Origin of the sequence: Reyranella sp. (genome assembly GCF_965279625.1) — a bacterium.
Classification (GTDB): Bacteria; Pseudomonadota; Alphaproteobacteria; order Reyranellales; family Reyranellaceae; genus Reyranella.
The window spans coordinates 834,337-859,574 of sequence record NZ_OZ257251.1 but is presented as its reverse complement, the minus strand read 5'-3'; the positions used below and the strand labels follow the sequence as shown (position 1 = coordinate 859,574).

At 65.0% G+C, this 25,238-nt stretch carries 30 protein-coding genes; 16 read left to right on the top strand and 14 right to left on the bottom strand.

From position 1 onward, the window contains the following. Positions 1 to 4 precede the first annotated feature (4 nt). Both ACQY78_RS04120 and ACQY78_RS04115 read right to left on the bottom strand, forming a co-directional pair. Entirely contained in the window at positions 5 to 910 is a 906-nt protein-coding gene (locus ACQY78_RS04120; RefSeq protein WP_428683013.1) for an ABC transporter permease, read from the bottom strand. Further along, positions 907 to 1,845 carry an ABC transporter permease gene (locus ACQY78_RS04115; protein WP_428683011.1) on the bottom strand — a complete coding sequence of 313 codons (939 nt, stop codon included), beginning with the start codon at positions 1,843 to 1,845 and terminating at the stop codon, positions 907 to 909. The genes ACQY78_RS04120 and ACQY78_RS04115 overlap by 4 nt, the downstream gene beginning before the upstream one ends. A gap of 136 nt (positions 1,846 to 1,981) precedes the next feature. Between ACQY78_RS04115 and ACQY78_RS04110 the strand changes: the two genes are divergently transcribed. The 4 genes from ACQY78_RS04110 to ACQY78_RS04095 all read left to right on the top strand — a co-directional run bounded on the left by ACQY78_RS04110 (position 1,982) and on the right by ACQY78_RS04095 (position 6,100). Further along, positions 1,982 to 2,932, top strand: coding sequence for a dihydrodipicolinate synthase family protein (locus ACQY78_RS04110; protein ID WP_428683009.1), 951 nt, complete (start codon positions 1,982 to 1,984; stop codon positions 2,930 to 2,932). A gap of 4 nt (positions 2,933 to 2,936) precedes the next feature. Next, a complete protein-coding gene (hydA, locus tag ACQY78_RS04105) occupies positions 2,937 to 4,406 on the top strand; it encodes a dihydropyrimidinase (RefSeq protein ID WP_428683007.1) in 1,470 nt (489 codons plus the stop codon). A gap of 108 nt (positions 4,407 to 4,514) precedes the next feature. Continuing rightward, positions 4,515 to 5,465, top strand: a complete 951-nt coding sequence (locus ACQY78_RS04100; protein WP_304850439.1) for an N-carbamoyl-D-amino-acid hydrolase — start codon at positions 4,515 to 4,517, stop codon at positions 5,463 to 5,465. Positions 5,466 to 5,476: 11 nt separating this feature from the next. After that, positions 5,477 to 6,100, top strand: coding sequence for a flavin reductase family protein (locus tag ACQY78_RS04095; RefSeq protein WP_428683005.1), 624 nt, complete (start codon positions 5,477 to 5,479; stop codon positions 6,098 to 6,100). An 81-nt stretch (positions 6,101 to 6,181) separates the two neighbouring features. On the opposite strand, the gene ACQY78_RS04090 is transcribed toward ACQY78_RS04095, so the two are convergent. Then, complete coding sequence (locus ACQY78_RS04090) at positions 6,182 to 6,844, bottom strand: aspartate/glutamate racemase family protein (RefSeq protein ID WP_428683003.1); 663 nt, start codon at positions 6,842 to 6,844, stop codon at positions 6,182 to 6,184. Positions 6,845 to 6,932: 88 nt separating this feature from the next. Between ACQY78_RS04090 and ACQY78_RS04085 the strand changes: the two genes are divergently transcribed. The 4 genes from ACQY78_RS04085 (at position 6,933) to ACQY78_RS04070 (ending at position 9,964) form a co-directional block, all read left to right on the top strand. Continuing rightward, on the top strand, positions 6,933 to 7,781 hold the full coding sequence (locus tag ACQY78_RS04085) for a transporter substrate-binding domain-containing protein (protein WP_428683001.1): 849 nt from the start codon (positions 6,933 to 6,935) through the stop codon (positions 7,779 to 7,781). Between the two features lie 84 nt (positions 7,782 to 7,865). Then, a complete protein-coding gene (locus tag ACQY78_RS04080) occupies positions 7,866 to 8,609 on the top strand; it encodes an amino acid ABC transporter ATP-binding protein (RefSeq protein ID WP_428682999.1) in 744 nt (247 codons plus the stop codon). Between the two features lie 12 nt (positions 8,610 to 8,621). Continuing rightward, positions 8,622 to 9,302, top strand: coding sequence for an amino acid ABC transporter permease (locus ACQY78_RS04075; protein WP_428682997.1), 681 nt, complete (start codon positions 8,622 to 8,624; stop codon positions 9,300 to 9,302). Further along, positions 9,299 to 9,964, top strand: coding sequence for an amino acid ABC transporter permease (locus tag ACQY78_RS04070; RefSeq protein WP_428686322.1), 666 nt, complete (start codon positions 9,299 to 9,301; stop codon positions 9,962 to 9,964). The genes ACQY78_RS04075 and ACQY78_RS04070 overlap by 4 nt, the downstream gene beginning before the upstream one ends. A 32-nt stretch (positions 9,965 to 9,996) precedes the next feature. Here the strand turns inward: ACQY78_RS04070 and ACQY78_RS04065 are convergent, their stop codons facing one another. Continuing rightward, a complete protein-coding gene (locus tag ACQY78_RS04065) occupies positions 9,997 to 10,386 on the bottom strand; it encodes an MliC family protein (protein WP_428682995.1) in 390 nt (129 codons plus the stop codon). Positions 10,387 to 10,471: 85 nt separating this feature from the next. After that, positions 10,472 to 10,840 (bottom strand): helix-turn-helix domain-containing protein, encoded by a 369-nt coding sequence (locus ACQY78_RS04060; RefSeq protein ID WP_428682993.1) that lies wholly within the window; start codon positions 10,838 to 10,840, stop codon positions 10,472 to 10,474. 210 nt (positions 10,841 to 11,050) lie between these two features. Here ACQY78_RS04060 and ACQY78_RS04055 point away from each other — a divergent pair, with 210 nt between their 5' ends. Then, the gene (locus ACQY78_RS04055; protein ID WP_428682991.1) at positions 11,051 to 11,986 is read left to right on the top strand and encodes a Bug family tripartite tricarboxylate transporter substrate binding protein; all 936 of its coding nucleotides are present in this window, start codon (positions 11,051 to 11,053) and stop codon (positions 11,984 to 11,986) included. 4 nt (positions 11,987 to 11,990) lie between these two features. On the opposite strand, the gene ACQY78_RS04050 is transcribed toward ACQY78_RS04055, so the two are convergent. Continuing rightward, complete coding sequence (locus ACQY78_RS04050) at positions 11,991 to 12,656, bottom strand: dihydrofolate reductase family protein (protein ID WP_428682989.1); 666 nt, start codon at positions 12,654 to 12,656, stop codon at positions 11,991 to 11,993. Positions 12,657 to 12,762: 106 nt separating this feature from the next. Continuing rightward, complete coding sequence (locus ACQY78_RS04045) at positions 12,763 to 13,137, bottom strand: hypothetical protein (RefSeq protein WP_428682987.1); 375 nt, start codon at positions 13,135 to 13,137, stop codon at positions 12,763 to 12,765. A gap of 56 nt (positions 13,138 to 13,193) precedes the next feature. Here ACQY78_RS04045 and ACQY78_RS04040 point away from each other — a divergent pair, with 56 nt between their 5' ends. Continuing rightward, positions 13,194 to 14,660 (top strand): amino acid permease, encoded by a 1,467-nt coding sequence (locus tag ACQY78_RS04040; protein ID WP_428682985.1) that lies wholly within the window; start codon positions 13,194 to 13,196, stop codon positions 14,658 to 14,660. Here ACQY78_RS04040 and mdlC read toward each other — a convergent pair. Then, positions 14,645 to 16,246 (bottom strand): benzoylformate decarboxylase, encoded by a 1,602-nt coding sequence (gene mdlC / locus ACQY78_RS04035; protein ID WP_428682983.1) that lies wholly within the window; start codon positions 16,244 to 16,246, stop codon positions 14,645 to 14,647. The two genes, ACQY78_RS04040 and mdlC, sit on opposite strands and share 16 nt — an antisense overlap. Before the next feature lie 157 nt (positions 16,247 to 16,403). Beyond that, positions 16,404 to 16,736, bottom strand: coding sequence for a hypothetical protein (locus tag ACQY78_RS04030; protein WP_428682981.1), 333 nt, complete (start codon positions 16,734 to 16,736; stop codon positions 16,404 to 16,406). A 151-nt stretch (positions 16,737 to 16,887) separates the two neighbouring features. On the opposite strand from ACQY78_RS04030, the gene ACQY78_RS04025 reads away from it, so the two are divergent. The 5 genes from ACQY78_RS04025 to ACQY78_RS04005 all read left to right on the top strand — a co-directional run bounded on the left by ACQY78_RS04025 (position 16,888) and on the right by ACQY78_RS04005 (position 21,557). Then, positions 16,888 to 17,337 carry a YqaA family protein gene (locus tag ACQY78_RS04025; protein ID WP_428682979.1) on the top strand — a complete coding sequence of 150 codons (450 nt, stop codon included), beginning with the start codon at positions 16,888 to 16,890 and terminating at the stop codon, positions 17,335 to 17,337. A 64-nt stretch (positions 17,338 to 17,401) separates the two neighbouring features. Next, positions 17,402 to 18,400: an ABC transporter substrate-binding protein gene (locus ACQY78_RS04020; protein WP_428682977.1), complete on the top strand. Its 999-nt coding sequence runs from the start codon at positions 17,402 to 17,404 to the stop codon at positions 18,398 to 18,400. A gap of 10 nt (positions 18,401 to 18,410) precedes the next feature. Beyond that, positions 18,411 to 19,193 carry an ABC transporter ATP-binding protein gene (locus tag ACQY78_RS04015; protein ID WP_428682975.1) on the top strand — a complete coding sequence of 261 codons (783 nt, stop codon included), beginning with the start codon at positions 18,411 to 18,413 and terminating at the stop codon, positions 19,191 to 19,193. Then, positions 19,165 to 19,995: an ABC transporter permease gene (locus ACQY78_RS04010; protein WP_428682973.1), complete on the top strand. Its 831-nt coding sequence runs from the start codon at positions 19,165 to 19,167 to the stop codon at positions 19,993 to 19,995. Before ACQY78_RS04015 ends, ACQY78_RS04010 begins: the two co-directional genes overlap by 29 nt. 26 nt (positions 19,996 to 20,021) lie before the next feature. Beyond that, positions 20,022 to 21,557 (top strand): amidohydrolase family protein, encoded by a 1,536-nt coding sequence (locus tag ACQY78_RS04005; RefSeq protein WP_428682971.1) that lies wholly within the window; start codon positions 20,022 to 20,024, stop codon positions 21,555 to 21,557. On the opposite strand, the gene ACQY78_RS04000 is transcribed toward ACQY78_RS04005, so the two are convergent. Both ACQY78_RS04000 and ACQY78_RS03995 read right to left on the bottom strand, forming a co-directional pair. Then, a complete protein-coding gene (locus ACQY78_RS04000; protein ID WP_428682969.1) occupies positions 21,554 to 22,123 on the bottom strand; it encodes an NnrU family protein in 570 nt (189 codons plus the stop codon). The genes ACQY78_RS04005 and ACQY78_RS04000 overlap by 4 nt on opposite strands. Positions 22,124 to 22,176: 53 nt before the next feature. Continuing rightward, complete coding sequence (locus ACQY78_RS03995) at positions 22,177 to 22,473, bottom strand: PepSY domain-containing protein (RefSeq protein WP_428682967.1); 297 nt, start codon at positions 22,471 to 22,473, stop codon at positions 22,177 to 22,179. Between the two features lie 121 nt (positions 22,474 to 22,594). Between ACQY78_RS03995 and ACQY78_RS03990 the strand changes: the two genes are divergently transcribed. Next, positions 22,595 to 23,161: a hypothetical protein gene (locus ACQY78_RS03990; protein ID WP_428682965.1), complete on the top strand. Its 567-nt coding sequence runs from the start codon at positions 22,595 to 22,597 to the stop codon at positions 23,159 to 23,161. Here the strand turns inward: ACQY78_RS03990 and ACQY78_RS03985 are convergent, their stop codons facing one another. Genes ACQY78_RS03985 through ACQY78_RS03975 form a run of 3 tightly spaced genes read right to left on the bottom strand, consistent with a single transcriptional unit; the run spans position 23,162 to position 25,217 of the window. Continuing rightward, positions 23,162 to 23,695 (bottom strand): chromate transporter, encoded by a 534-nt coding sequence (locus ACQY78_RS03985; protein ID WP_428682963.1) that lies wholly within the window; start codon positions 23,693 to 23,695, stop codon positions 23,162 to 23,164. Beyond that, a complete protein-coding gene (locus ACQY78_RS03980; RefSeq protein WP_428682961.1) occupies positions 23,692 to 24,270 on the bottom strand; it encodes a chromate transporter in 579 nt (192 codons plus the stop codon). Before ACQY78_RS03980 ends, ACQY78_RS03985 begins: the two co-directional genes overlap by 4 nt. Continuing rightward, positions 24,267 to 25,217, bottom strand: coding sequence for a hypothetical protein (locus tag ACQY78_RS03975; protein WP_428682959.1), 951 nt, complete (start codon positions 25,215 to 25,217; stop codon positions 24,267 to 24,269). The genes ACQY78_RS03980 and ACQY78_RS03975 overlap by 4 nt, the downstream gene beginning before the upstream one ends. Between the last annotated feature and the right edge of the window lie 21 nt (positions 25,218 to 25,238).

Sequence of the window (25,238 nt, the reverse complement as noted above, 5' to 3'; positions counted from 1 at the left end):
GACTTTATTGCCTCAACTTTGGATCGAGAGCGTCGCGCAGCGCGTCGCCCAGGACATTGAATGCAAGCACCACGAGGAAGATCGCCGCGCAGGGGATTGTCGAGACCTGCGGGGCGATCGACAGGAACTTACGGCCGTCAGCGGCCATGCTGCCCAGTTCGGCGGTCGGCGGCTGCGCACCGAGGCCGAGGAACGACAGCGCCGCCCCCAGCAGGATCGCCTGGCCGAGCTGCAAGGTCATGTAGATCAGGATGGTCGGCCAGCAGTTGAGGGCGAGGTAGCGCCAGATGAGAGCGCCGTCGCCCAGTCCCACGGCGCGGCCGGCCTCCATGTATTCCTGCTGCATGATCGACTGCGCGGCGCCGCGGGCGATGCGGGCGATCGACGGAACCGAGGCGATGCTGAGCGCGACGACCAGCGAGAAGAGACCTGTGCCCAGCACGGCCGCGATGGCGAGACCGAACAGGATCGACGGGAAGGAAAGCAGGACGTCGATGAAACGCATCAGCGGCTGGTCGAGGCGCTTGAAATAGGCGGCGCATAGGCCAATCAGTGCGCCCAGCCCGCCACCGACCACGACCGCGATGATGCCGATTCCCAGGGTGGCGCGCAGGCCGAACAGGATTCGACTGAGCATGTCGCGGCCCTGGTTGTCGGCGCCCAGCAGGAAATCCGGGCAGCGCGCGCCGCCGATCGGGCAGAGGCGCAGCCGCATGTTGGACGCATAGGGATCGAAGGGTGCGATCCAGGGGGCGAGGATCGCCGCGCCGACGATGACGATGAGAAAGAGCGCGGCGATGGCCGCCGGCGGATCGCGCAGGATGCGCCGCCACACGGCGTTCTTGCGCCGGATCGCGGCGATGGCGCGCTGGTCGGCCTGGCTCTGCAGGGGAAGGGCGGTGTCGGTCATCCGCGGGCGATCCGGGGGTCGAGATAGGCGTAGAGCACGTCGACCAGCAGGTTGATCGCCATGAAGCCGACGGCGAGGATCAGGATCGCGCCCTGTGCCAGCGGGAAGTCGCTCGAGGTGATGGCGCCCACCGCCATGCGGCCGACGCCGGGCCAGGCGAACATCGTCTCGGTGACGATCGAACCGCCCAGCAGGAAGCCGATCTGCAGGCCCACCAGCGTGATCACGGGGATCATCGCGTTGCGCAGCGCGTGGCGGATGGTGACGCGCCAGTCCGAGGCGCCCTTGGCGCGGGCGGTGCGTACATAATCGGCGCCCAGTGTCTCCAGCAGGGACGTCCGGGTCATGCGCGCGACCGGACCGACGAAGACGGCGCCCAGGGTCACGGCCGGGAGGATGATGCTCAGGAAGCCGTCGGCGGTCCAGATCGGGCCGTTGCGCCCCTGGAACGGCAACAGGCCTGCCCCGCCGACATACTGGATCAGCAGCAGGCCGACCCAGAAGATCGGCACCGAAACGCCCATGACCGAGAGCGCCATGATGGCGCGGTCGATCACCGTGCCGCGCCGGCGGGCGGCGAGGGTGCCCAGCGTGATGCCGAGCGGCACGGCCCAGATCAGGCAGGCCAGCATCAGCTCGACGGTCGGCCAGAGGGTGAGGGCGATCTCGTCGACGACGGCGCGGTTGGAGATCATGGAGCGGCCGAGGTCGAGCTGGAAGACGCGGCCCAGATAGCGCCCGAATTGGACCCAGAGCGGCTGGTTGAGACCGAGGTCGTTGCGAATGGCGTCGACTTCAGCCTTGGTCGCGGTCGGGCCCGCCACGACGGTTGCCGGATCCGTGGGCACGACCTGCAGCAGCAGGAAGCCGATGAGCAGCACCCCCAGCAGGACGGGAAGCGAAATCATCAATCGATGAGCGATATGCCGTGCCATTTATTTCGACACCTGCCCCTCTTCGGGTATGAACACTGGCCGACGCCGCGACGCTCGACAAGCGCCCGACGAGTGGCATGATCGCTGCAACCTCATACCCGGGGCGTTGCAAGAACCGCGCCGAGGAGTGTCGACGATGTCTAAACTGAATGAGCAGGCAAAGGGCGTGTACATCATCGCCGCCACGCCCTTCACGGACGAGGGCGCGGTCGACCTCCAGAGCGTCGATAGCTTGACCGATTTTTATTTGGGCTGCGGCGTACATGGTTTCACCCTGCTCGGGATGATGGGCGAGGCGCACAAGCTGACCGCCGACGAATCCATCTCCGTGGTCAATCGCGTGATCGGCCGGGCGCAAGGACGGCAGGTGATCGTGGGCGTGAGCCATGCCGGGCTCGAGAACGTGCGGCGCCTCTCGCATGAGGCGATGATGGCCGGCGCGTCGGGCGTGATGGTGGCGCCGTCGCCGGGACTGAAGGGCGACGAGGGCCTCTACAACTATTATGCGCAGGTCTTCCAGGCGCTCGGGCCCGAAATTCCTGTCGTCTATCAAGACTACCCGCAGACCACCGGGGTCTACATGCCGGTCAATGTGTTCGAGCGCCTGGTCGACGATTTCCCGCAACTCGTCATGCTGAAGCACGAGGACGCGCCGGGCCTCGCCAAGCTGACGAAGGTTCGCGAAGGCGAGAACAAGCCCGGCCGTCGCCGCGTGTCGATCCTGGTCGGCAATGGCGGCCTCTATTATCCGCAGGAGATGCGCCGCGGCGCCGACGGCGCCATGACCGGCTTTGCCTGGCCCGAGATGCTGGTGCAGGTCTATGACCTCTTCGCTCAGGGCAGGGGCGAGGAGGCGGAGGACCTGTTCGACATCTACCTGCCGCTGGTACGCCACGAGGTGCAGCCGGCGATCGGCTTGGCATTGCGCAAGGAAGTGCTGTTCCGGCGCGGCGCCATCAAGAGCCCGAAGCAGCGTGCGCCCGGATCGGCGCTGACGGTGGCGGACAAGACGGAGCTCGACGGGATGATTGCGCGCCTCGAACGGCGTCTGGCGGCCGCGGGCCGTCTCGCCAAGGCGGCGGAGTAGGGACATGGCTGAGTATGATTTGATCGTTCGCAACGCCCGCATCGTCACTGCCGAGCGGCAGACGGAGGGAGACATCGCCGTGAAGGGCGGTCAGGTCGTCGAGATCGGGCCCGGCATCAAGGGAGAGGGCACGCGCGAGATCGATGCCGGCGGCAAGTTCGTCCTGCCGGGCGGCGTCGACAGCCACTGCCACATCGAGCAGAAGTCGGGCATGGGCGTGATGTGCGCCGACGATTTCTATACCGGCACCGTCTCCGCCGCGTTCGGCGGCACGACGACGGTCATTCCCTTCGCCGCCCAGCATCGCGGTATGTCGCTGCGGCAGGTGGTCAACGAGTATCACGAGGCGGCGACTCCGAAGGCGGTGATCGACTATGCCTTCCACCTGATCGTCACCGATCCGACGCCGCAGGCGCTGGGCCAGGAGCTGCCGGCCCTGATCAAGGACGGCTACACCTCGTTCAAGATCTACATGACCTACGATGCGATGAAGGTCAGCGACTACCAGATCCTCGACATCCTCTCCGTGGCACGTCGCGACGGCGCGCTGGTCATGGTGCATGCCGAGAACCACGACATGATCCAGTGGCTGGCGCATCATCTCGTCGACCAGGGCCATGGCGCGACGAAGTTCCACGCCATCGCCCATGCGCGCCTGGCCGAGGCCGAGGCGACCAACCGCGCGATCTCGCTCGCGCGTCTGGTCGATGCGCCGCTGCTGCTGGTCCACATGTCGGAGATCGAAGCGATCGAGACGCTGCGCCAGGCGCAGAAGAAGGGCCTGAAGATCTTCGGCGAGACCTGCCCGCAATACATCGCGCTGACCGCCGATGACATGGACAAGCCCGGCGTCGAAGGCGCCATGTGGTGCTGCAGCCCGCCGCCACGCGATTCGGCGGCGCAGGAGGCGGTGTGGGCGGCGCTGAAGGACGGCACGTTCCAGACCTTCTCGTCCGACCATGCGCCGTACCAGTTCAATGCCGGCGGCAAGATCCCCAAGGGCGACAAGACGACCTTCAAGGAGATGGCGAACGGCGTGCCCGGGATCGAGATCCGGCTGCCGATGCTGTTCTCGGAAGGCGTCCAGAAGGGCCGCATCACCCTGCAGCAGTTCGTGGCGCTGACCTCGGCGAACCACGCCAAGCTCTACGGCCTCTATCCGAAGAAGGGCACGATTGCCGTCGGCTCCGATGCCGACTTCGCTATCTGGGATGCCGACAAGGACGTGACGGTCACGTGGAAGGACCTGCACGACAATGTCGGCTACACGCCCTACGAGGGCCGCCAGATCAAGGGCTGGCCGATCACCGTGGTGAGTCGCGGGCGTGTGGTCGTCGAGGACGGCAAGCTGAACGCCGAGCGCGGCTCGGGTCAGTTCCTGCCCTGCGCCTCGCCCGATTCATCCAAGCCGATCGGGCAGAGTGCCCCTGAGTTGCAGGCCATGTCGCGCTTCGGCCTGAAGCCGCTGTTCTAGTCTCACTGTCGTCCTGAGCGAAGCGAAGGACCTGACAGGAGTTAAACCGTATCTATACGAAGCGAGAGATCCTTCGCTTTGCTCAGGATGACAGAAAGGAAGTTAACCGTGTCCCGTCGTCTGAAAGTCTCGTCCGCCCAGCTCGGGCCGATCCATCTCGCCGACAGCCGGGCGAGTGTGGTCAAGCGCATGATCGAGATGTTGAAGGAGGCCGACAGCCGCGGCTCCAAGTTCATCGTGTTCCCGGAACTCGCGCTCACGACCTTCTTCCCGCGCTACTGGATGGAAGATCCCAACGAGGTCGAGAAGTATTTCGAGAGCCAGATGCCGAGTCCGGACACGCTGCCGCTGTTCGAACTGGCCCGCGAGAAGGGCATCGGCTTTTACCTCGGCTACGCCGAGCGGACCGAGGAAGAGGGATCGACGCATCATTTCAACACGTCGATCCTGGTGGGACCCGACGGCCGCTTGATCGGCAAGTACCGCAAGGTCCATCTGCCGGGCCATGACGAACACCGGCCGACGGTGCCGTACCAGCATCTCGAGAAGAAGTATTTCGAGGTCGGCAATCTGGGCTTCAATGTCTGGAAGATGTTCAAGGACGAGGTGATCGTCGGCCAGTGCATCTGCAACGACCGTCGCTGGCCCGAGACGTTCCGCGTCATGGCGCTGAAGGGCGCCGAGATGGTGGTGCTGGGCTACAACACGCCCAGCGACAACGTCTACGCGCCGCATGAGCCGCCGTACCTGCGGGTCTTCCACCACATGCTGTCGCTGCAGGCGGCTGCCTATCAGAACGGCATCTGGGTCGTGGCAACGGCCAAGGCCGGCAAGGAAGACGGGTTCTGGCTGCACGGTGGCTCGGTGATCGTGGCGCCGACCGGCGAGATCGTGGCCAAGGGCACGACCGAGGACGACGAGGTCATCTCCTACGATTGCGATCTCGGCCTCGGGGAATACATCCGCAACACCACGTTCAATTTCGCCAAGCACCGCCGCCCGGAGCATTACAAGCTCATCAGCGAGCGCACCGGCGTGAAGCTCGAACCGTCGAACTGAGGGCCCCAGAAATGCAATACGCTTCCGACGACCTGACACCGCACGAGCGCTACAAGGTCCTGACCGCCTTCGTTCTTCCGCGGCCGATCGCCTGGGTGACGACGCTGGGACCGACCGGCGTGGTCAACGCGGCGCCCTTCAGCTTCTTCAACGTCTTCGCCGAAGATCCGCCTCTCTGCATGTTCGCGATCAACAAGCGGCCGGACGGGCGCCTCAAGGACACCTGGACGAACATCCAGCGGACGGGCGAGTTCGTGATCAACCTCACCGACGAGCCGCTGGCGCTCAAGATGCACGAATCGAGTGGCGACTTTCCGCCGAATGTCGGCGAACCCGACTATCTTGGCCTCAAGCTCGCGCCCTCGGTCGACATCAAGACGCCCCGTCTCGCCGAGGCGCCGTGGGCGATGGAGTGCAAGACCTGGCAGGTCATCAACGTGAAGGACGACCGCCAGCTCGTGATCGGCGAGGGGCTTCGTTTCCACATCCGCGACGAGCTGTGGGACGACAAGGCCAAGCGCGTCCACATGGACAAGTATCATCCGGTGGGCCGCATGTTCGCCGACCGTTACTGCCGGACCAACGATCGCATGGACTTCCCGGCGGCGCCGGTCGTGAAGGCAGCCGCCGAGTGACGGGCCGTGCCCGTCATCCCGAGCATTTGCGAGGGATCTTCGGGCTCCGGAAAGATCCCTGGCTTACGCTCGGGATGACAATTACGCCCAGTTCAGCCGGGAGCGCCCGATCGCCATCGAGACGGCGGCCTGGCTGGGCTCGACCACGGGCAGGCCGACGTGGCGCTGCAGACGGTCGCGGTAGCGCGCCATGCCGGCGCAGCCCATCACCAGAACGTCGGCGCCATCCTCGTCGCGCAGCTCGGCGGCGACTTCGGCCATGCGGCTGAAGGTGCGCGCCTCGTCGGCGAGTTCGACGACGCCCAAGCCGATCGCACGGTCGCCGGCCATGCGGTCGTTCAGGCCCATCTGGCCGACATAACGCAGGTGGCGGGGGATCGACTTCCTCAGGATGGAGATCACGCCGAAACGCTGGCCGAGGGTGAGGGCGGTCAGGATGCCGCATTCGGCAATGCCGAGCACCGGCTTGGTCGTGAGTTCGCGCGCGGCATGCAGGCCGGGATCGGAATAGCAGGCGATGACGAAGGCCGAGCAGTCGTTGTCGCGCTGCTTCACCATCGCGCCGATCAGCGGCACGACCTGTTCGACATGGCCCTGGTTCTCGATACCGGGCGGTCCGTCCTTCAGCGTGACGCATTCGATGGCCGGGCCGCCCTGCATGCGCAGCGGTTCCATGGCGGCGTCGATACCGCGGGTGACGGCGTCAGTGGAGTTGGGATTGATGACGAGGATTCGGTCGGACATGGGCCGCAGGATGGCCTCTAAATTGCTATTGAACAACGCCTGATCTAACGTTGCTGCTTGGGGATTTCATGGGAAGGGAACTGACGAAATGATGCACCGTCGCTTTGCAGCGCTGGCCGTTGCGGCACTGATGTGCGTGAGCCCGGCGCTCGCCCAGGACAAGAAGCCGCCGTTGCGCACCGGTGTCGACGGCACATTTGCCCCGCACGCGATGCCGAAGCTGGGCGGCGGCGTCGAGGGCTTCCAGATCGACGTCTTCACCGAAGCGGCCAAGCGCATGAAGCGCGACATCACGATCGATGCCGTGAGCTTCTCGACCTTGATCCCCGGCATGCAGTCTGGCCGCTACGACTTCATTGCGGCGCCGACGACGGTGACCAAGGAGCGCGCCGAAAACATGCTGTTCACCGCCGGCTATCTGTGGACCGCGTTCCAGTTCGGCATCAAGAAGGGCAGCGCACCGATCAAGAGCTGGGCCGATCTCAAGGGCAAGGCCGTGGCGGTCAACAAGGGCACGCCCTACGAGACGCTCGCCAAGAAGATGGGTGAGGAGCACGGCTTCACCGTGCAGGTCTACGACACGCAGCCCGATGCCACGCAGGCGGTGCTCTCCGGCCGCGCCTACGCGACGCTGGGCGGCAACACGACCATCGTCTATGCCGCGTCCAAGAACCCGCAGTTCATCGCCGACCTCGAACTCGCCGAAACGCGTGCCCATTGGGCTGCGCCCGTGCCGAAGGACAAGCCCGAGCTTCGTGCCGAGCTGCAGGATGCGCTCGACTGCATGAAGAAGGACGGCACGATGGCGAAGTTCTATGAAAAGTGGTTCAACAAGAAGCCGGCGGCCGACGATCTGGCCGTCGTGGTCACGCCGGGCTACGGCGTGCCGGGCATGCCCGGATATGACCCGACGCCGCACGAATTGAAGTGTAACTGAACCCTTCTCGTCGTCCCGAGGGGAGAGCAGCGGAGGAGAGTGGCCTCCGCTGCCGGCCTTCGATCGAGGCGACAGACCGATGTCATGACAGCCAACCCAATCGTAGATGCGCGCGCGATCCATAAGCATTTCGGCACCCTTCATGTCCTGAAGGGGGTCGATCTGAAGGTGGCGGAGCGTGAGCTGGTTTTCGTCATCGGGCCATCGGGCTCGGGCAAGTCGACCCTGCTGCGCTGCCTCAACCGGCTGGAGGAACCTTCCTCCGGCTCGATCGTGGTTGACGGCATCGACATGCTCGACCCGAAGACCGACATCAACCATGCCCGCCGCCGCATCGGCATGGTGTTCCAGTCGTTCAATCTCTACCCGCACATGACGGCGCTGGGGAATGTGATGCTGGCGCTGCGCAAGGTGGCCGGCAAGGGGCGCGCCGAGGCCGAGGCGCTGGCGCGGGCGGCGCTCGAACGCGTGGGCCTTGCCGAGCGTGCAGACCACACGCCGGGCCAGCTTTCCGGCGGCCAGCAGCAGCGCGTCGCCATCGCCCGTTCGATCGCGCTGGAGCCGCGCGTGATGCTGTTCGACGAGCCGACCAGCGCGCTCGATCCCGAACTGGTCGGATCGGTGCTCGAGGTGATGCGCGGCCTGCGCGAGAGCGGCATGACCATGATCGTGGTCAGCCACGAGATGGGCTTCGCGCGCAATGCGGCCGATCGAGTCGTGTTCATGGATGACGGGCTGATCGTGGAGCAGGGGCCGCCCGCTTCGATCTTCGAGACTCCGAGCCACGAACGCACGCGCGCCTTCATCGGCCAGATCCAGCGGCACTGAGACCGGCTTGGCATGAGCGGCTGGGACAAGTTCGTCGACACCTTCTTCAATGCGAAGGTCATGTGGAAGTACCTGCCGGACATCCTGTCCGGCATGGTGGTGACCATCGAGCTCGCGCTCTTGATCGTGGTCACCGGCCTCGGGGCGGGGCTCGCGCTCGCCCTGTTGCGCAGCCTCGCGATCCGGCCGCTCAACTGGCTGATCATCTTCATCGTCGACCTGTTCCGGTCGCTGCCGCCGCTCGTCATCATCGTGCTGATGTACTTCGGCCTGCCTTACGCAGGACCGGCGCCGTCCGGCTTCGTGTCGACCTGGCTGTCGCTCGCCTTCGTCCTGATGGCCTTCTCCGAGGAGATCTTCTGGGCCGGCATCACGTCGATCCCGAAGGGCCAATGGGAGGCCTCGCGCTCGACCGGCCTGTCGTTCGGCCAGACGCTGTTCAACGTCGTGCTGCCACAGGCTTTCCGGCTCACCATCCCGCCGCTCACCAACCGCACCATCTCGATCACCAAGGGGACGGCGCTCGGGACCGTCGTGGCGGTGACCGAGATCCTGGGACAGGCGAGCTCCGCGATGTCCAACTCCTACAATCCCTCTCCGCTGATGATGGGGGCGGCGGCCTACGTGGTGCTGTTCTTCCCGGTCGTCGTTGCGGCCCGCTGGGTCGAGGCCAAGTTCGCGTGGAAGCGATGATCGAGGCCTTCTTCAACATCGAGATCATGAAGGCGGCCTGGCCGATCGTGCTGACGGGCCTCTGGAACACGATCCTGCTGTCCCTGATCGTCGTGCCGCTCGGTCTGTTCGGTGGCCTGATCCTGGCGCTGCTTGCCTCGATCAAGCATCCGCTGGTGCGCTGGCCATTGATGGCGTGGGTCGACTTCTTCCGGGCCTTCCCGCCGCTGGTCCTGCTGGTCCTGCTGTTCGCGGGACTGCCGTTCGCCGGCCTCGAGCTGGGCGGCTTCGCCTGCGTGGCGATCGCCTTCTTTCTGAATACCGGCTCGTACTACGGAGAAATCTTCCGCGCCGGCATCGACTCGGTGCCGGGGGGCCAGGTCGAGGCGGCGCGCTCCACCGGCCTCACCCGGATGCAGGCGATGCGCTATGTCGTGCTGCCCCAGGCCGTGCGCAACGTGATGCCGGACCTGCTCTCCAACACGCTGGAAGTGGTCAAGCTGACCTCGCTGGGCTCGGTCGTGGCGGTGCCGGAGCTGCTCTACGAGGCGCGCCAGGCACAGAGCATCACCTACAATCCGACGCCGATCGTGATGGCTGCAGTGATCTATTTCCTGCTGCTCTGGCCGCTGGTGCGGCTGCTGAGCCGCCTGGAGAACCGGGCGCTCGCCGGGCGGCGGTGATCCAGGCGCCTCAGCGCTTCGATCCAGGCGCCTCAGCGCTTCGGCACGCACCCGGCGTAGGTCACGGCCTGGCTTGCGCCTTCTTCGACGAAGGCCGTGTCGCCCTTGCTCCAGAAGACGAACGTCCCGCTGGAATCGGCGTAGCGGATCCCGGAGCCCGACAGGGTCTGCGGCAGGCTGAACTTTCGGCCGTCACTCAGCTGGACCACGGCACGGCCACCGGGAATGGGTCGCCCATCGGGCCCCACGCTCGACTTGCCGTCGTAAAAGTCAGCCACCAGAGTCTTGTTCTGCTGGCACTGATACCGGACCGTCGACATGGGAGCATCGGCAGACGGTGCCTTCAGGGGCGGCCCGTCATTGCAGGCGGCAACCGCCGGAACGAGCAGCACCAAAGCGGCGAATGCCAGCGGATGGGTCATCGAACGTCTCCAGAGCCGCAGACGGCACGACGGTGGCGCGGCAGTCCCCTCAACGTATCTCAAGAAAGAATGTTGCCGGTGGCTGTCAATCCTTGGCGAGGGCCTGGATAAGGTCGAGGGTCTTGGTACGCAGACTCTTGCTTCGGATCTTGTAGTAGGCCCGCACCAGCTCGAGAGTTTCGCGCTTGGTGTTGAGAGCATCCGTCGCCTTTTCGGCAGCCTTGGGACGGCCCGGCTTGCGCTTGGTGGTGCCCACCGAGGAATCCATCCCGTCGAAGAAATGCGTGACGGGAACATCGAGGACCTTGGAGAATTCGAACAGGCGGCTCGAGCTGATGCGGTTGAAGCCGCGCTCGTACTTCTGAACCTGCTGGAAGGTAAGTCCGACAGCCTTACCGAGGTCGGTCTGGCTCATGCCGAGCAGCGCGCGGCGTTGGCGCAACCTGCTGCCCACGTGGGTGTCTACTGGATGGGAAAGCGTCACAAACATACCTCCGAAAATCAATATGGGTATCGCACGTAGGTCTTACAGCTACCTTTCATCTATCCGCACCGGCGATGCAATTCTGTGTGTGCTGGAAGATGCTACTGTTCCCTCAGGCGGCACAGATCGCCTACGGGAGGAATACTCATGTTAAGTCTCATTCGCGTGGCTACTTCATGCGTGCTCGCGTTGGTCTGCGCGCAGTCGGCATTCGCTCAAACCAACTGGCCCGACAAGCCGGTCAAGCTCGTGGTCGGCTTCACGGCCGGCAGCGCCACCGATGTCACGGCCCGGATGTTCGCGCAAAAGTTCACCGAAGCCTGGGGCCAGCCCGTCGTCGTGGAGAACGTCTCGGGCAATTCCGGTGCGATCGGAGTCGACCGGGTCGCCAAGGCCCCGCCGGATGGCTACACGCTCATGTGGTCGGGAAATGCCGCGATCACCATCCTGCCGTCGCTGCAGGCGCTGCCCTTCGACCCCTTGAATGACATGACCTCGATCTCGACGTCGCTGGTCATGCCGTCGGTCTTCGTGGTGAACAACGACCTGCCCGTAAAGTCGATCGCCGAACTGGTCGCTTACGCTAAGGCAAACCCGGGCAAGCTTTCCTACGGAACGCCGGGTGTCGGCACCCCCCAGCACATCGCGGGAGAGCTCTTCTGCCACCTCGCTGGCATCAAGATGGAACACATTCCGTATCGCGGAGCCAACCTGACCGATGTGATGAGTGGCGTGGTGCCTGTAGGGATTCAGAATGCCGGGGCAGGGATGCCAATGGTGCGCGACGGCCGCGTGCGCGGCATCGCCGTCACCTCGTTGAAGCGCGCCTCCAGTGCGCCCGAGCTGCCCACTCTGGCCGAGCAGGGATTTCCGGGCTTCGAGGCGACATCGTGGTTCGCGCTGATGGGGCCCGCCAACCTGCCGCGTCCGATCGTCGACAAGGTGCGAGCGGAGTCGCTCAAGGTGCTGGCCGATCCGGAAATGCAGAAGAAGTTCGCGGTCATGGGGCTCGACCTCGTGGGCAGCACGCCGGAAGAGACGCGCGCCGCCATCGCGGCCGACATCCCGAAATGGGCCAGGGTCATCAAGGACGCCAACATCAAGACGGGGCAGTAGCGGTTCAGCCCTCGCGCTTCATCCTCTCTTGGCGAGCCAGTTCGGCGTCCGAAGGCTCCGGCAGCTCGAAGCTGCCGGTCTTTACGGCGCCCGTGCGCGCGTAGACGCTCATCGTGACGCCCGTCGTCGAGACCTTGCTCTCGGCCAGCTTCAGCGCGCCCGCCTTCGTTCCTTGCCCGAACAGCCTCTTGCCGTGTCCGAGGACCAGCGGGAAGCTGAGCAGGCGGAACTCGTCGACCAGGTCGTGGGCCAGGAGGGTCTGCAGAAGCACGCTGCTGCCCTGGGTCAGCAGAACCGGTCCGTCGCCCTCCTTCAATCTGGCGATTTCCGCGGCGACGTCGCCCTTCAGCGCGACCGAGTTCTTCCAGGCAAGGGGCTCGGCCGAGGAGGTGGCGACGTACTTGGTGACCTCGTTGAAGGTCTTTCCAATGGGATCGTCCTCGCCAACGAACGGCCAGTGCGCGGCGAAGATCTCATAGGTCTTGCGACCGAGCAGTAGATCGAAGGGCCGCGAGAAGCACTCCTCCATGAACTGGCCCATCGGCTCGTCCCAATAGGGAACCGTCCAGCCGCCGTATTCGAAGCCGCCCGTCGGATCTTCCGGGGGACCACCCGGCGCCTGCATGACGCCATCCAGGCTCACGAAGGCGCCGGCTACGATCTTTCTCATGGCAATACTCCGATGTGTCTGTCCCAAGGACGGGTGAGGGCCGCCCGAACCGACATCGGCTTTGCAATTTCCTGGACCACAGCGCTTTCAGGCGGAAGCGCCGGGCCTAGTATTCCTCGATGACCTGGCCGTTGGGATGGATCGTGACCCGCTTCGGCACGCCTTGCGGCCGGGTCGGGACGGGATCGCGCGTCACCCTGGCGCGCCAGGACCCATCGTTCTCCTGCTCCAGGCGCTGGACCTTGTAGCCCTGGTTCTCGAGACGGTCGCGGTTCAGGGAGTAGGTGTTGGGCTGAGGCGCCGGGGGGGCCATGACCGGCGCCGGAGGCGCCACCGGCGGCGGCAGCAAGGCGCCCGGCGACATGGTGTCGGGCATGCGTCCGCCATTGCCGATCGATCCCGGCACGAGCTGAGCAAGCGCCGGGTCCGCCGCAGCGACCAGGGCCATCGCGAAGACGGCAGCGAGGAGGAGGGTACGCATGGAGTTTATATGGGTTGTCCAGCCGGCTCTTGCTATGAGAAGGGCGGGGGATACGCATGAAATTCACGGGCGCCGCGTCGCGTAAGTTGCTTTCCGATATCATGGCACCGGCCAGCCATGTTGCCTCTTTGCCCAAGGTTCTGGGCCCCATCAGTATCGTCTTCATGGGCATCGGCGCCATCATCGGCGCCGGCATCTTCGTCCTGACCGGTACGGCGGCGGCCCTCTATGCCGGGCCTGCCGTGGTCCTGTCCTTCGTGCTGGCCGGCATCGCCTGCGCCTTCGTCGCGCTCTGCTACGCCGAGCTGGCGGCGCTGATGCCGGTTTCAGGCAGCACCTATACCTACACCTATGTGAGCCTGGGCCAGCTCGCGGCCTGGCTGGTCGGCTGGAACCTCATTCTCGAATATTCGATCGGCGCGGCGGCGGTGGCCGTCGGATGGTCGGGCTATTTCAACGGAACCCTGGCCTCCGTCGGTCTCGCCATCCCGCCCCGGCTGTCGACTTCGACCGGGCAGGTCGTCCAGCTCGCCGACGGCACGACGGCGACCGCTATCGCCAATCTGCCGGCCGCGGCGATCGTGGCGCTGCTGACCCTTCTTCTGGTGCGGGGCACACGCGAGTCGGCGCGCATCAACAATCTCATGGTCGCGATCAAGCTGGTCGTCATCCTGGCCTTCATAGGCTTCGGGATCAGCCATGTCTCGGTCGCCAACTGGAAGCCGTTCGTGCCAGCGAACACGGGGACCTTCGGAACCTTCGGATGGAGCGGTGTCCTGCACGGCGCCTCGGTCGTGTTCTTCACCTATATCGGCTTCGACGCCGTCTCCAATTGTGCGCAGGAGGCAAGGCGACCGCAGCGTGACATGCCGATCGGCATCCTGGGCGCGCTCGTGATCTCGACGGTCCTCTATATCCTGGTGGCGGGGGTGCTCGTCGGCGTCGTGCCTTACCCCGAATTGAACGTGGCGGCGCCGGTCGGGCTGGCGGCGAATCGCTTGGGTATCGGCTGGTTCGCGGCCCTGATCCAGCTCGGGGCGCTGATCGGAATCACGACGGCGATCCTCGTTCTGCTTTATGGGCAATGTCGCATCTTCGCGACCATGGCGAATGACGGGCTGATGCCGCCGGTGTTCAGCCGCATCCATCCGCGGCTCGAGACGCCCTGGATGAGCCAGATCCTGATCGGCGTGATCGTCGCGGCGATCGCCGCCGTGGCGCCGATCGAGACGCTGAGCGAGCTGGTTGGCGTCGGTACGCTGTTCTCGTTCCTGATGGTCTGCGCGTCAGTGGTGCGGCTTCGTCATCTGGAGCCGCACGCCCTCCGGCCCTTCCGGGTGCCGGCCGTGCCGTTGGTGCCGTTGCTGGGCATCCTGTCCTGTCTTGGTCTGATGGCCGGACTGGCGCCTTTGACTTGGGCGCGGCTCGTCGTGTGGATCGCGATCGGACTGATCATCTACTTTGCCTATGGTCGATCGCGCGCCGTCCACCGACTGACGGGTCGCTCTCAGAGCAACGAGTGACGCTTCCGCGTGAGCGGCACGACGACCACGCTGGCGCCAGGACGGGCGAGGGCTTCGGCCACGGCCGCCGTAACCTCCGCGCCGGTCTTGGCCAGCTTCGCGGGTGCGCCGTAGCCCTTCGCCAGCGCCTCGAGATCGATGCCCGGCAGGTCGAGGCCCGGCACGTTCGGCGTCTCCTCGAGTTCGGCGAAGGATTTGAGGATCGCGTACTCATGGTTCTGCAGGACGACGAAAACGACGTGCGCCTTCTGTTGCACGGCCGTGTACAGCGCCTGGACCGAGTACTGGAAGGAGCCATCGCCCATCAGGGCGATGACGGGGCGGTTGCGGCCGCTGCTGCGTTCCGCCAGCGCGAGGCCGACCGCAGCCGGCATGTCCCAACCCAGCCCGCCTGACGCGAAGGTGTAGAAGCAATCGGGCTTGTCGATGCGGAACTGGTCCTGCATCTCGGGAACGACCGAGGGGGCCTCCTCGACCAGCACATAGTCGGCGGGGCAGGCGTCGCGGACGGCGGCCATGATCGCGTCGCCCGCCAGCGGTTGGGCGTTCATGTCGGGCTTCTTCGGCGCGGCCCGCAACGGCGCGGTCACAGACGCGGTGCGCTTCTTCACCAGCGGCTGGATCGCCTCCAGGAACAGCCGCGCGTCCGACACCAGGCTGTCGCCGACCGGAGCCTTGGACGACATGTTCGGATCGTCGGTCACCTGTAGCAGCTGCGTACCGTCGGGCACGTAGTCGCCGCCGACATACGGGTAATAGCGGAACACCGGCGCACCGATCACGATCACCAGATCGTGACCGGCGAATTTCTTGCCTAGCGGCCCGATTGCCGCGGGCAGGGCGCCGGCATGCTGAACATGGTTCTCCGGGAAGGGCGTCCGTTCGGCGAAAGGCGCCGTCCAGACCGGCACGCCCAGTGTTTCGGCGAACCGGATGCCCTCGTTCCAGGCCTGGCTGCGGGCCAAATCCGATCCGTAGACGATGACGGGCGATCGGGCGGCGTTGATGCGCTCCGCGAATTCCTCGACCCGGGCGGGATCGGGTCCCATACGCGTGCCGATCGTGCGGAAGGCGTCGATCTCCGGCATGGGCTTGTCCCAGTCGTCGAGCGGCAGGGACAGGAAAACAGGACCGGCCGGCTGCTGCATCGCCGTCGCATAGGCCCGCATGAAGGCGCCGGGGATATCTTCCGCGCGCGCCGGCTCGTAGGCCCACTTCACCCATGGCCGCGGCAGGTTTACGGCGTCGATGTTTGTGAGGAGCGGTTCGAGCAGCAGCATCTCGCGCGTTTGCTGGCCGGCGGTAATGATCAAGGGCGTCTTGTTCTGGTAGGCCGTGACGATGCAGCCCAGCGCATTGCCCATGCCGGCCCCGGTATGGACGTTGACGATCACCGGCTTGCGCAGGCCTTGGGCGATTCCGTCAGCAATGCCGACGACACTCGCTTCCTGGAGGGCCATCACATAATCGAAATCTTCGGGAAAGTTCTTGAGGAAGGTTTCTTCGGTGGAGCCGGGATTGCCCACCACTGTCGTCAGGCCGAGCTTGCGGAGCAGGTCGAAGGTGACGTCCTTGACTGTGCGCATGCGGCTTCTTCCCTTGTCGTTATATGAAGACAGGCCGCATCCTAACGTCATCAGCCCGTCCCGCCACTCGCGAATCTGGCAGGACAGCGGCATGCGAACGGGGCGCCCTACGAGGGGAGGGCACCCCGCCAATCCGCATGCCAGTAGAGCGTGGCGTCTACTGTTCGCGGACGTTACCCGCTGTGTCGAGGGTCACGGCGACCTCGACGTTGTTGCGCATGGCCTTGCCGGTCCAGTTGCCTGCCGTATCGCGCGTCAGCAACTTGATGCCATTGTAGCCCTTGGCTTCCAGCTGCGACTTGGCCGCCGCTTCCGCCGCCGTCGCGTTGGACGAGGTGGCGGGGAGGTTCGTGTTGGGGTTGCTGGTCTGGCCCGGCATCGAATTCATGTCGCGGCCCGCCGGGGTGCTCGGCTGCATCGTCTGGGCGAAAGCGGCGCCGCCGATACTGGTGATGGCAATCGCGGCGAGGGTGACGAGGGTCTTGTTCATGGTTTTCCTCCAGTGGGTTCAGCGAAAATCGTAGCGTGTGCGGGATCAACGCCTGCTCTCCGAAGGTGTTGCATCAGGACGCGGAAAGGTTTGCGCGCGACCTTCGCCATGGCTGCGCCAAGACGCCCCTTATCCGCTACATAGAGTCTCGATGGACCTCGGCCCTCTGATCCTCAGTCACGCGGGACTGTTTGCCGCCGCATTCCTCGCGGCCACGATCTTCCCCTTTCAGTCCGAGTTGGTGCTGGTCGGCCTTGTGGTCGCCGAGCCGACTCACTGGGGCACGCTGCTGTTCGCAGCGTCCGTGGGAAACACGCTGGGTTCGGTCGTCAACTGGGTGCTGGGGCGCCTTATCGTGCGCTTCCGCGAGCGGTCCTGGTTTCCGGTCAAACCGCGCGATTATGAACGGGTGGAGCGCTGGTACGCCCGCTGGGGCGTGTGGTCCTTGTTGCTCGCCTGGCTGCCCTTCGGCGGCGACGCTCTCACCGTCGTGGCCGGCGCGTTGCGCACGCCCTTGCTGCCGTTCGTCCTGCTGGTCGGGATCGGCAAGACCGCGCGCTACGCAGTCCTGGTCGCGGCGACCCTGGGCTGGCTCGCTTAGCGATAGGGGCGTGGCACCGATATTGCTTCCTTCGTGGTGCACGACACGTCAGGGGGAGGCACTCATGCAGTCATCATCGTTTCGCCGACGCACAGGACTGGCCGCACTTGCCCTGACGCTCCTGTTCGGAGGGCCGGCGCTCGCCCAGGACAAGGTCCGGTTCCAGACCGACTGGATTCCGTCCGGCGAGCACGCGATGTATTACGGGGCCTGGAGCAAGGGCATCTACGCCAAGCACGGCATCGACATCACCATCACCCGCGGTTACGGCTCCGGCGACACCGTCACCAAGGTGGCCTCGGGCGCGGCCGATTTCGGGGTCGCCGACATTGCCGCGGTGATGACGGCGCGGGCTCGGACCAACGTGCCGGTCAAGACGATCGCCGTGCTCTACAACGAATCTCCCCACTCACTTTTCGTGTTGAAGAGTTCGGGCATCACCAATTTCAAGGGGCTGGAAGGCAAGAAGATCGGCATCACGCCGGGTAACAGCCATCGCTTCTACTTCCCGGAGGTCGCCAAGAAGGCGGGGACGGACCCCAACAAGCTGATCTGGACGAACATGGATGGCGCCGCGATGGCGGCCCAGCTCATCGCCAAGAACATCGACGCGGCGCCGTTCTATTCGATCCATTATTACTACATCAACAAGGCGGCGCTTAAGGCCGGCCAGGAGATCCTGCCGCTTCCCTTCGTCGAGGTCGGCTTCAAGATCTACGCGGCGAGCCTCATCACCACCGACAAGATGATCCAGGATAAGCCCGACCTGGTGACGCGCTTCCTGGCCGCCACCAAGGAGGCCTTCGAATGGGCCGCGGCCAATCCTGAGGAAGCCTGCAAGCTGCACGTTGCCCGCTTTCCCGAGGTCGAGCTGGACGACTGCATGGGCAGCGTGAAGGCTGTGATGAAGTTCGTCTTCAACGACCACACCAAGGAGTTCGGCTGGGGCAAGGAAAGCCCGGAACGGCTCAAGTTCTCGTGGGAGACCATCGCCACGGCCAACGAGCTGAAGCCGGAGTTCGACTACAAGACCGCGATCGACACGAGCAAAGTCACCAAGTAGGGGCCCCGAGGTGATCTCGCTCAATCGGGTCACGCGAATCTTCAACAGCCGTGATGGCGATCAGGTCACGGCACTGCAGGACGTGTCGCTGGAAATCGGCCGCAACGAGTTCATCACCCTGGTGGGCCCGTCGGGCTGCGGCAAGTCCACACTGTTGCGCATCGTGGCCGGGTTGATCCTGCCGACGGCGGGGCGGGCCTCGATCGGTGGGGAGGAGATCACCGAGCCACGGGCGGAAACGGGCATCGTCTTCCAGGCGCCGACCTTGCTGCCCTGGGCCAGCGTTCTCGACAACGTACTGTTTCCGTTGCGCATGATGCATCGGATCGACTCGACCAGCACCGACAAGGCGATGGCGCTGCTCAAGCTGGTGGGCCTCACGGGGTTCGAGGGCAAGTCGCCGCGCGAGCTGTCGGGCGGCATGCAGCAGAGGGTCGCGATCTGCCGGGCCTTGGTGCACGATCCTGACATCCTGCTGATGGACGAGCCGTTCGGGGCGCTCGACGCGCTGACCCGCGAAGAGATGACCATGGAGCTGCTGCGCATCTGGAGCGAGCGGCCCAAGACCGTCCTGTTCGTGACACACTCGATCACGGAGGCCGTCGTCCTGGCCGACCGGGTGGTCGTGATGTCGCCGCGGCCCGGCCGGATCGCCGAAATCATCGATATCGGCCTGCCGCGCCCGCGCAGCTTCGAGACCGAGGCCGCGCCGGAATTCCACGAGGCAAGCCACCGCATTCGCCAACTCATCTTCGGAACACGCAATGTCAGTCCAGGCCGCGCCGCCGCTTGAGGAGCGGCAGAAGCCGCCCCGACGACGAAAGAGGAGCGCGGCCCTGTACGAGGTGGTGGTGCCTCTGATCGCCACCGCCGGCCTGTTCCTGCTGTGGGAAGGCGCCTGTCGCGCCTTCGGGATTCCGGGTTACCTGCTGCCGGCGCCGAGCGATATCTGGAAGGACACGATGGCCATCGGGCCCACCGTGGCCGGCCACACGATGGCGACCTTCAAGACGGTCATGCTGGGCTTCCTGGTGTCGATCCTGATCAGCCTGCCGCTGGCCGTCGTGCTGACGGCCTCGCCGGCCATTGCGGCGGCGGTCTATCCGTTCCTCGTCTGGACGCAGTCGATCCCCAAGGTGGCGCTGGCGCCCATTCTCGTGGTGCTCCTCGGCACCAACGAACTGCCGCGCATCGTGATCACCGTGCTGGTGGCGTTCTTTCCGCTGGTCATCTCGGTCGCGACCGGGCTGCTGTCCGTGCCGCCCGAACTGATCGAGCTCAGCCGGGCCTGTCGCGCGTCGAAGCTCAGCGAGCTCCTGCGCATCAGGCTGCCCTATGCCATTCCCTTCATCTTCGCCGGTCTCAAGGTCGCAATCTCGCTCGCCGTCGTCGGCGCGGTCGTGGCGGAGTTCGTCAATGCCGACGCCGGGTTGGGATTCCTCATTCAAACGTCGACGGCGTTCTTCAAGGTGCCTGTGGCGTTCGGGGCGCTTATCATCCTGTCGGTGATGGGCGTCGTGCTGTTCCAGATCGTGGTCGCAGCCGAGCGGGTGTTCTTCCCGTGGTCGAGCAGCAATACGACGCCGGGGGCCTGACCGGCCGCGCAAGGGGAGAGTGTGACATGGCGAAAGCGCCGAAGCAGTCGATGACCGTTATCCGCGGCGGCCGCGTGGTCGACATCAAGGGCCATGTCGCGCCCAAGGCCGATATCCTGGTGAACGGCGATACGATCGTGGAGATCGGATCGAAGGTCTCGGCACCGGAATCCGCCGTCGTGATCGACGCCAGAGGCAAGCTGCTCCATCCCGGCCTGATCAACGGCCACACCCACAGCCATGGCAACCTGGCCAAGGGCATGGTGGACCGCGTGACCCTGGAGCTGTTGCTGACGGCAGGCCCCTACATGAGCGGCGCCCGCACCCTCGAGGACAAGTACCTGTCGAGCCTGATCGGCGCCTGCGAAATGGTGATGAAGGGCTGCACCGCCGCCTACGATCTCGCGGCGGAGTTCCCCATGCCGACGGCGGAAGGGCTCGCGGCGATCGGGCAGGCCTATGCCGACGTGGGCATGCGCGCCATGCTGGCGCCGATGGTGGCGGACACCAGCTTCTTTCAGGCCATTCCCGGGCTGATGGAGCAGTTACCGCCCTCGCTGCAGAAGGAGGTCGAGGCCTATCAATTCTCGCCCTACAAGGCGAGCGTGAAGCAGATGAAGAAGGCGCTGCATGGCTGGAAGCTCGACCGGCAGGGCGTGCATCTGGCTGTGGCGCCGACCATCCCGCATCACTGCAGCAAGGAATTCCTGCTGGCCTGCCTGAAGCTCGCCAAGGACTACGACACCGGCCTGCACACCCACGTTTCCGAATCGAAGGTGCAGGTCGTCGCCGGCTACCGGCTCTACGGCACGTCGCTCACCGCCTACATGGATTCGCTGGGGCTGGTCGGTCCAAAATTCACCGTGGCGCATGGTGTCTGGCTCGACGGCGACGACATGAAGCTGCTGGGCGACAAGGGTGCCTCGGTCTCGCACAATCCCGGCTCGAATATGGTCCTGGGCAACGGGATCGCCGATATGCGGGGCATGCTGGATGCCAAGGTCAATGTCGGCATCGGCACCGACGGCGCGAGCTGTTCGGACAATCAGAACATGTACGAGAACATGCGGCTGGCCTCGATGGTCTCCAAGGTGCAGGGGCCCGATAACCGTGAGTGGATCACGACCGAGGAGGTCCTGCACGCGGCGACGGCAGGCAGCGCCCGCGCGCTGGGCCTGGGCGACAAGATCGGAAAGCTGGAGGCCGGCTACAAGGCCGACATCGTCTTCCTGGATCTGGGCCACATCAACTGGATCCCCTTCAACGATCCGACCAACCAGATCGTCCACACCGAAGACGGATCGGCCGTGCATTCGGTGATGGTTGCCGGTCGCATGATCCTCGAGGATCGCAAGCTGCTGAACGTCGACATGGCTCAGCTCGCGCGCCTCGCCGAGAAGGCCCGCGAGCGGCTGGAACGGGGCCGCAAGCCGGCCAAGGCGCTCTACGACAAGCTCGAGAAGGTGGTGAACACGTTCTGTCCGGGGCTGGCCAAGCAGCCGCTACATATCGACCGGTTCGGCGGAAGCCATCACCACGCCTACCATGGGCACAAACACTAGGCGGCAGCCACGCCGATCAGCGAGTCGTGCAGCCAGATCATGGCGGCATAGGCCACCGTGCCGATGACCACGACCAGAACGTCGTTCTTCGACCAGCCGACGCGCGGGGCACCCATATCGCCCCGGCGCTTGACGGCGATGCGGTCATAGACAGCCCAGGCGAGCAGGCTGCCGAAGACCAGCATGGAGCCCAGGTCGCCATTCACGAGGAGATGTGCGAGGGCCCAGGCCTTGACCGCAACCAGCATGGGATGGCGCAGGAGCGACTTGATCCGGCTGGCCGGCGCATAAGTCGCCACGAGGGCGACGAAGGCAAACCACAAGAGAGCCGCGGCGATGGGGTGGAAGGCGCGGAAGGGCGGGTTCCAGACCTGGATATATCCGCCACTCCGATACTGCCCGAAGCCGATCACGATCAGGATCAGCCCGGCCGCGGCCAAGACGGAGTAAAGTCCCTTGTAGCCGCCTTCACCCAGTCGGCCGATTACTGCGGCCCGCTGACCCCTGAGGGTCGTGAAGAAATGGACGCCAATGAAAAGAGCGAGGCCAAGCAGGAGGATCGACATGCTTCATCCTAGCATGCCTATCCTGCCTGGAGCAGGTTGCCCGATCTCGAAATTTACCGAGACATCTGCGTGACACTTCCGCTCGTGTCGACCGACACGGCAACCTCGGTGTCGTTCTTCGTGGCGGTGGCCTGCCAGGAACCATCGTCGCGGCGCTTGAGGTCCTTGATGTTGGTGTAGCCGCTGGCCTCGATCTGAGTCCGGGCGGAAGTGGCCGTCTGGGCAGTGCCCGGCATGCCAGCCGGCGGGGCGGCGGGGGTGGTGGACGTGCCCGTGGTCGGTGGCATCTGAGCAACGGCCATCGTGGCTGAGAGGACAAGGCCCGCGGCGAGCGATGAGACGAGCTTCATGGGGACACTCCTGCGGTTACGAAACTTCGATCGGTAATGCGGATTGGCCCACAACGTTGCATGCAACGGACATTGCCGTGCCGCGTTTCAGTTACATGGTTGCGTAGTGGTCGAGGTTCCGATGAGAATTCTGCCCGTTCTTGTTTCTTCGGCCTTGATGCTTACGGTCCTTCCTGTTGTTGCGCAGCAGCTCGCGTTCGCACCCGGCAAGAGCGATTGCGGTCGCGACGAACCCGATTCCGTGCAGATCAGCTGGGACACACCCTGTGAAACCGGAAATTGGCTCTACGAGCCCGGAGTGGGGTGTCGTATGGCGGACTGGCATCCCGACAGGCAAGACAAGGCTACGTGGACTGGATCGTGCCGCGCGGCGCTCAAGGAAGGAACCGGTGTCGTCCAGTGGACCGAGCACCGGGAACCGATCGATCGCTTCGAGGGCACCTACCATCAGGGGCGCCGTGAAGGGGTTGGTCGCTACGTGTGGAACGAAACCGATCGCTTCGAGGGTAGCTACTCGAACGATCTCCCGAACGGCTTTGGCACCGTCACGATTTCCGGGACGACGCTCTCCGGCGAATGGCGCAATGGCTGTTTGAGAGTCGAAGACAAGCTGGTGGCGATCGGCGTGTCGAGGGATAGCTGCGAGGCAGGGCCGGAAATTCTGGCCGAGACGGCCAGCCTTCTCTAGCTACGCAATGTTGAGATAATGCAGCGCCATTCCGATCAGGCCCGAGGCCACGATCGGATAGGCTGGGTTGATCTTGGTCCGCCAGAGCAGCAGGAAAACCGCCAGCGCGATCACGCCGAAGAAGAACTCGGTGATGGCGCCGCGTCCCATGATGATCGCGCCGGCCAGTACGAGGCCGACGGCGACGGAGCCGAGGCCGGTCTGGATCGAAGGCCGCCAACGCCAGGTCGCAAGATGCGTCCACAGTCGACCGACGAACAAGGTCAGCAAGCCGGTCGGCAGAAAGAACGCGACCAGCGCAACGAGGGCGCCGGGGAGATGGGCTACCGTGACGCCGATCGACGCCACCATCATCATGTTCGGCCCCGGCGCGAGCTGCCCCAGGCTGTAGAAATGCAGCAGCTCCGGAAAAGTCACCCAGTGATAGGTGTCGACCGTGAGCGTCTTCATCTCCGGGAACGCGGCCATGCCGCCGCCCACGGTCAGGAGCGAGAGATAGGCGAAGACGCCGGCAAGGTCCCAGAGCTGCTTCATGGGTTGCCCTTGTCGCGGTCGCGCGGCCGGTGCCACCAGATGGCGATGCATCCCGCCGCGAGCAGTGCATAGGGCACCGGGACCTTGAAGAAGGCGACCGCCACGGCGGTAGCGGCGACGAACACATAGTCGGCGAAGGTCTTCAGCGTCTTGGCGCCGAGCTGGACCAGGACGACCAGGATCAGGCCGACCGCGCCGGCAGCGATGCCATGCAGGAAGGCCTTCGACCACGGGCCGTCTCCGCCGGCGCCATAGAGATAGCCGGCCGCGATCATGAGGCTGGCACCGGGCAGGCACATGCCCAAAGTTGCGACCAGGGCACCCATGCCGCCGCGCAGGCGGTCGCCCACCAGGATCGACATGTTGGTCGCGTTGAGGCCGGGCAGGGTCTGGCTGATCGAGAGCAGCTCGACGAACGTGAGGTCGTCGAGCCAGCGCTGGCGCACGACGAGGCCGGTCCGAAGGTACGCAACGACACCGCCGCCCAGGCTGGTCGCGCCCATCACCAGGAAAACCCAGAAGAGCTTCCCGAGCGAGGGCGAGGGCGGGGGCGGGGCGGGTTCGGCGACGCTCATTCGTGCGCTTGCGGCGGGTTGCCCTTCAGGCGGTACACCGCACCGGTCTTGGTCGTGGTCAGCGTCAGCCAGTCGGCCGCGACCTGCTGGAGTTCCAGGAAGAAACGCTCGCAGAGGTTCAGCGACTTGTGCTTGATGTCGTCGGGGCCCGCGAACCGGAGCTGGAAGGCGAATTCGCCGACGAAGGCGTGATGGTCGCCGCGCGCGCGCCACAGGCCGAGATTGGCCGTCGCCGCGGTGTGATGGCCGAAGTCGAGCAGGCAGATGTCCTGCAGCAACTCTTCGACGATCGTCTGGTTCACCAAGGAGACGTCGTTGGGACCGTCGCAATTGACCGAGCTGAGGGTCGGAAAAATCTGCGTCAGCTCGGGCAGGGACATGTTGCCAAGCGACGACATCACGATCCGGGCCGCCTGGGGCGCCTGGCTGAGGCCGAACTCGACATTGTGCGACAGCAGCCGCCGGATGCCGCCGATCTTCTCCTTGAGCGGCATCACCTCGAGCTTGAACTTGATCTTGTACTTGCCGTCGATGCGCGGCCGCACGTCGAGGGCCTGGGCCTTCGCCATGTTGTCGCTGCGATACTTGAAGACGATCTCAGGATCGCCGATGGCGAAGCCGTCCTGATAGGCGATGCGGCGGCGCACGATGAAGTTGTTGTTGTAGAGGTGGTAGCCGCCGGTATCGAGGAACAGGACCTCGCGCACCTCGGGTCGCTGCTGGGACTTAGGCGTGTGCTGATAGCCGACGCCCGTGGTCGCCGCGGCGCGCTGGACCAGAGCGGCGAATTCCTTGAACACATGGGCCGAGGTGAAGCGATCGGGCTTGAGGATCAGCTTGCACTGCAGATACTGGATTTCGTCGCAGCGGCGCCCGTCGGCATAGAGGCTGTCCTGGCGATCGCCAAGCCACTGCGCGATCTGCCCGTCATCCTGATGTGAATGCATTGTCTCTCCCTGACGGTAGCG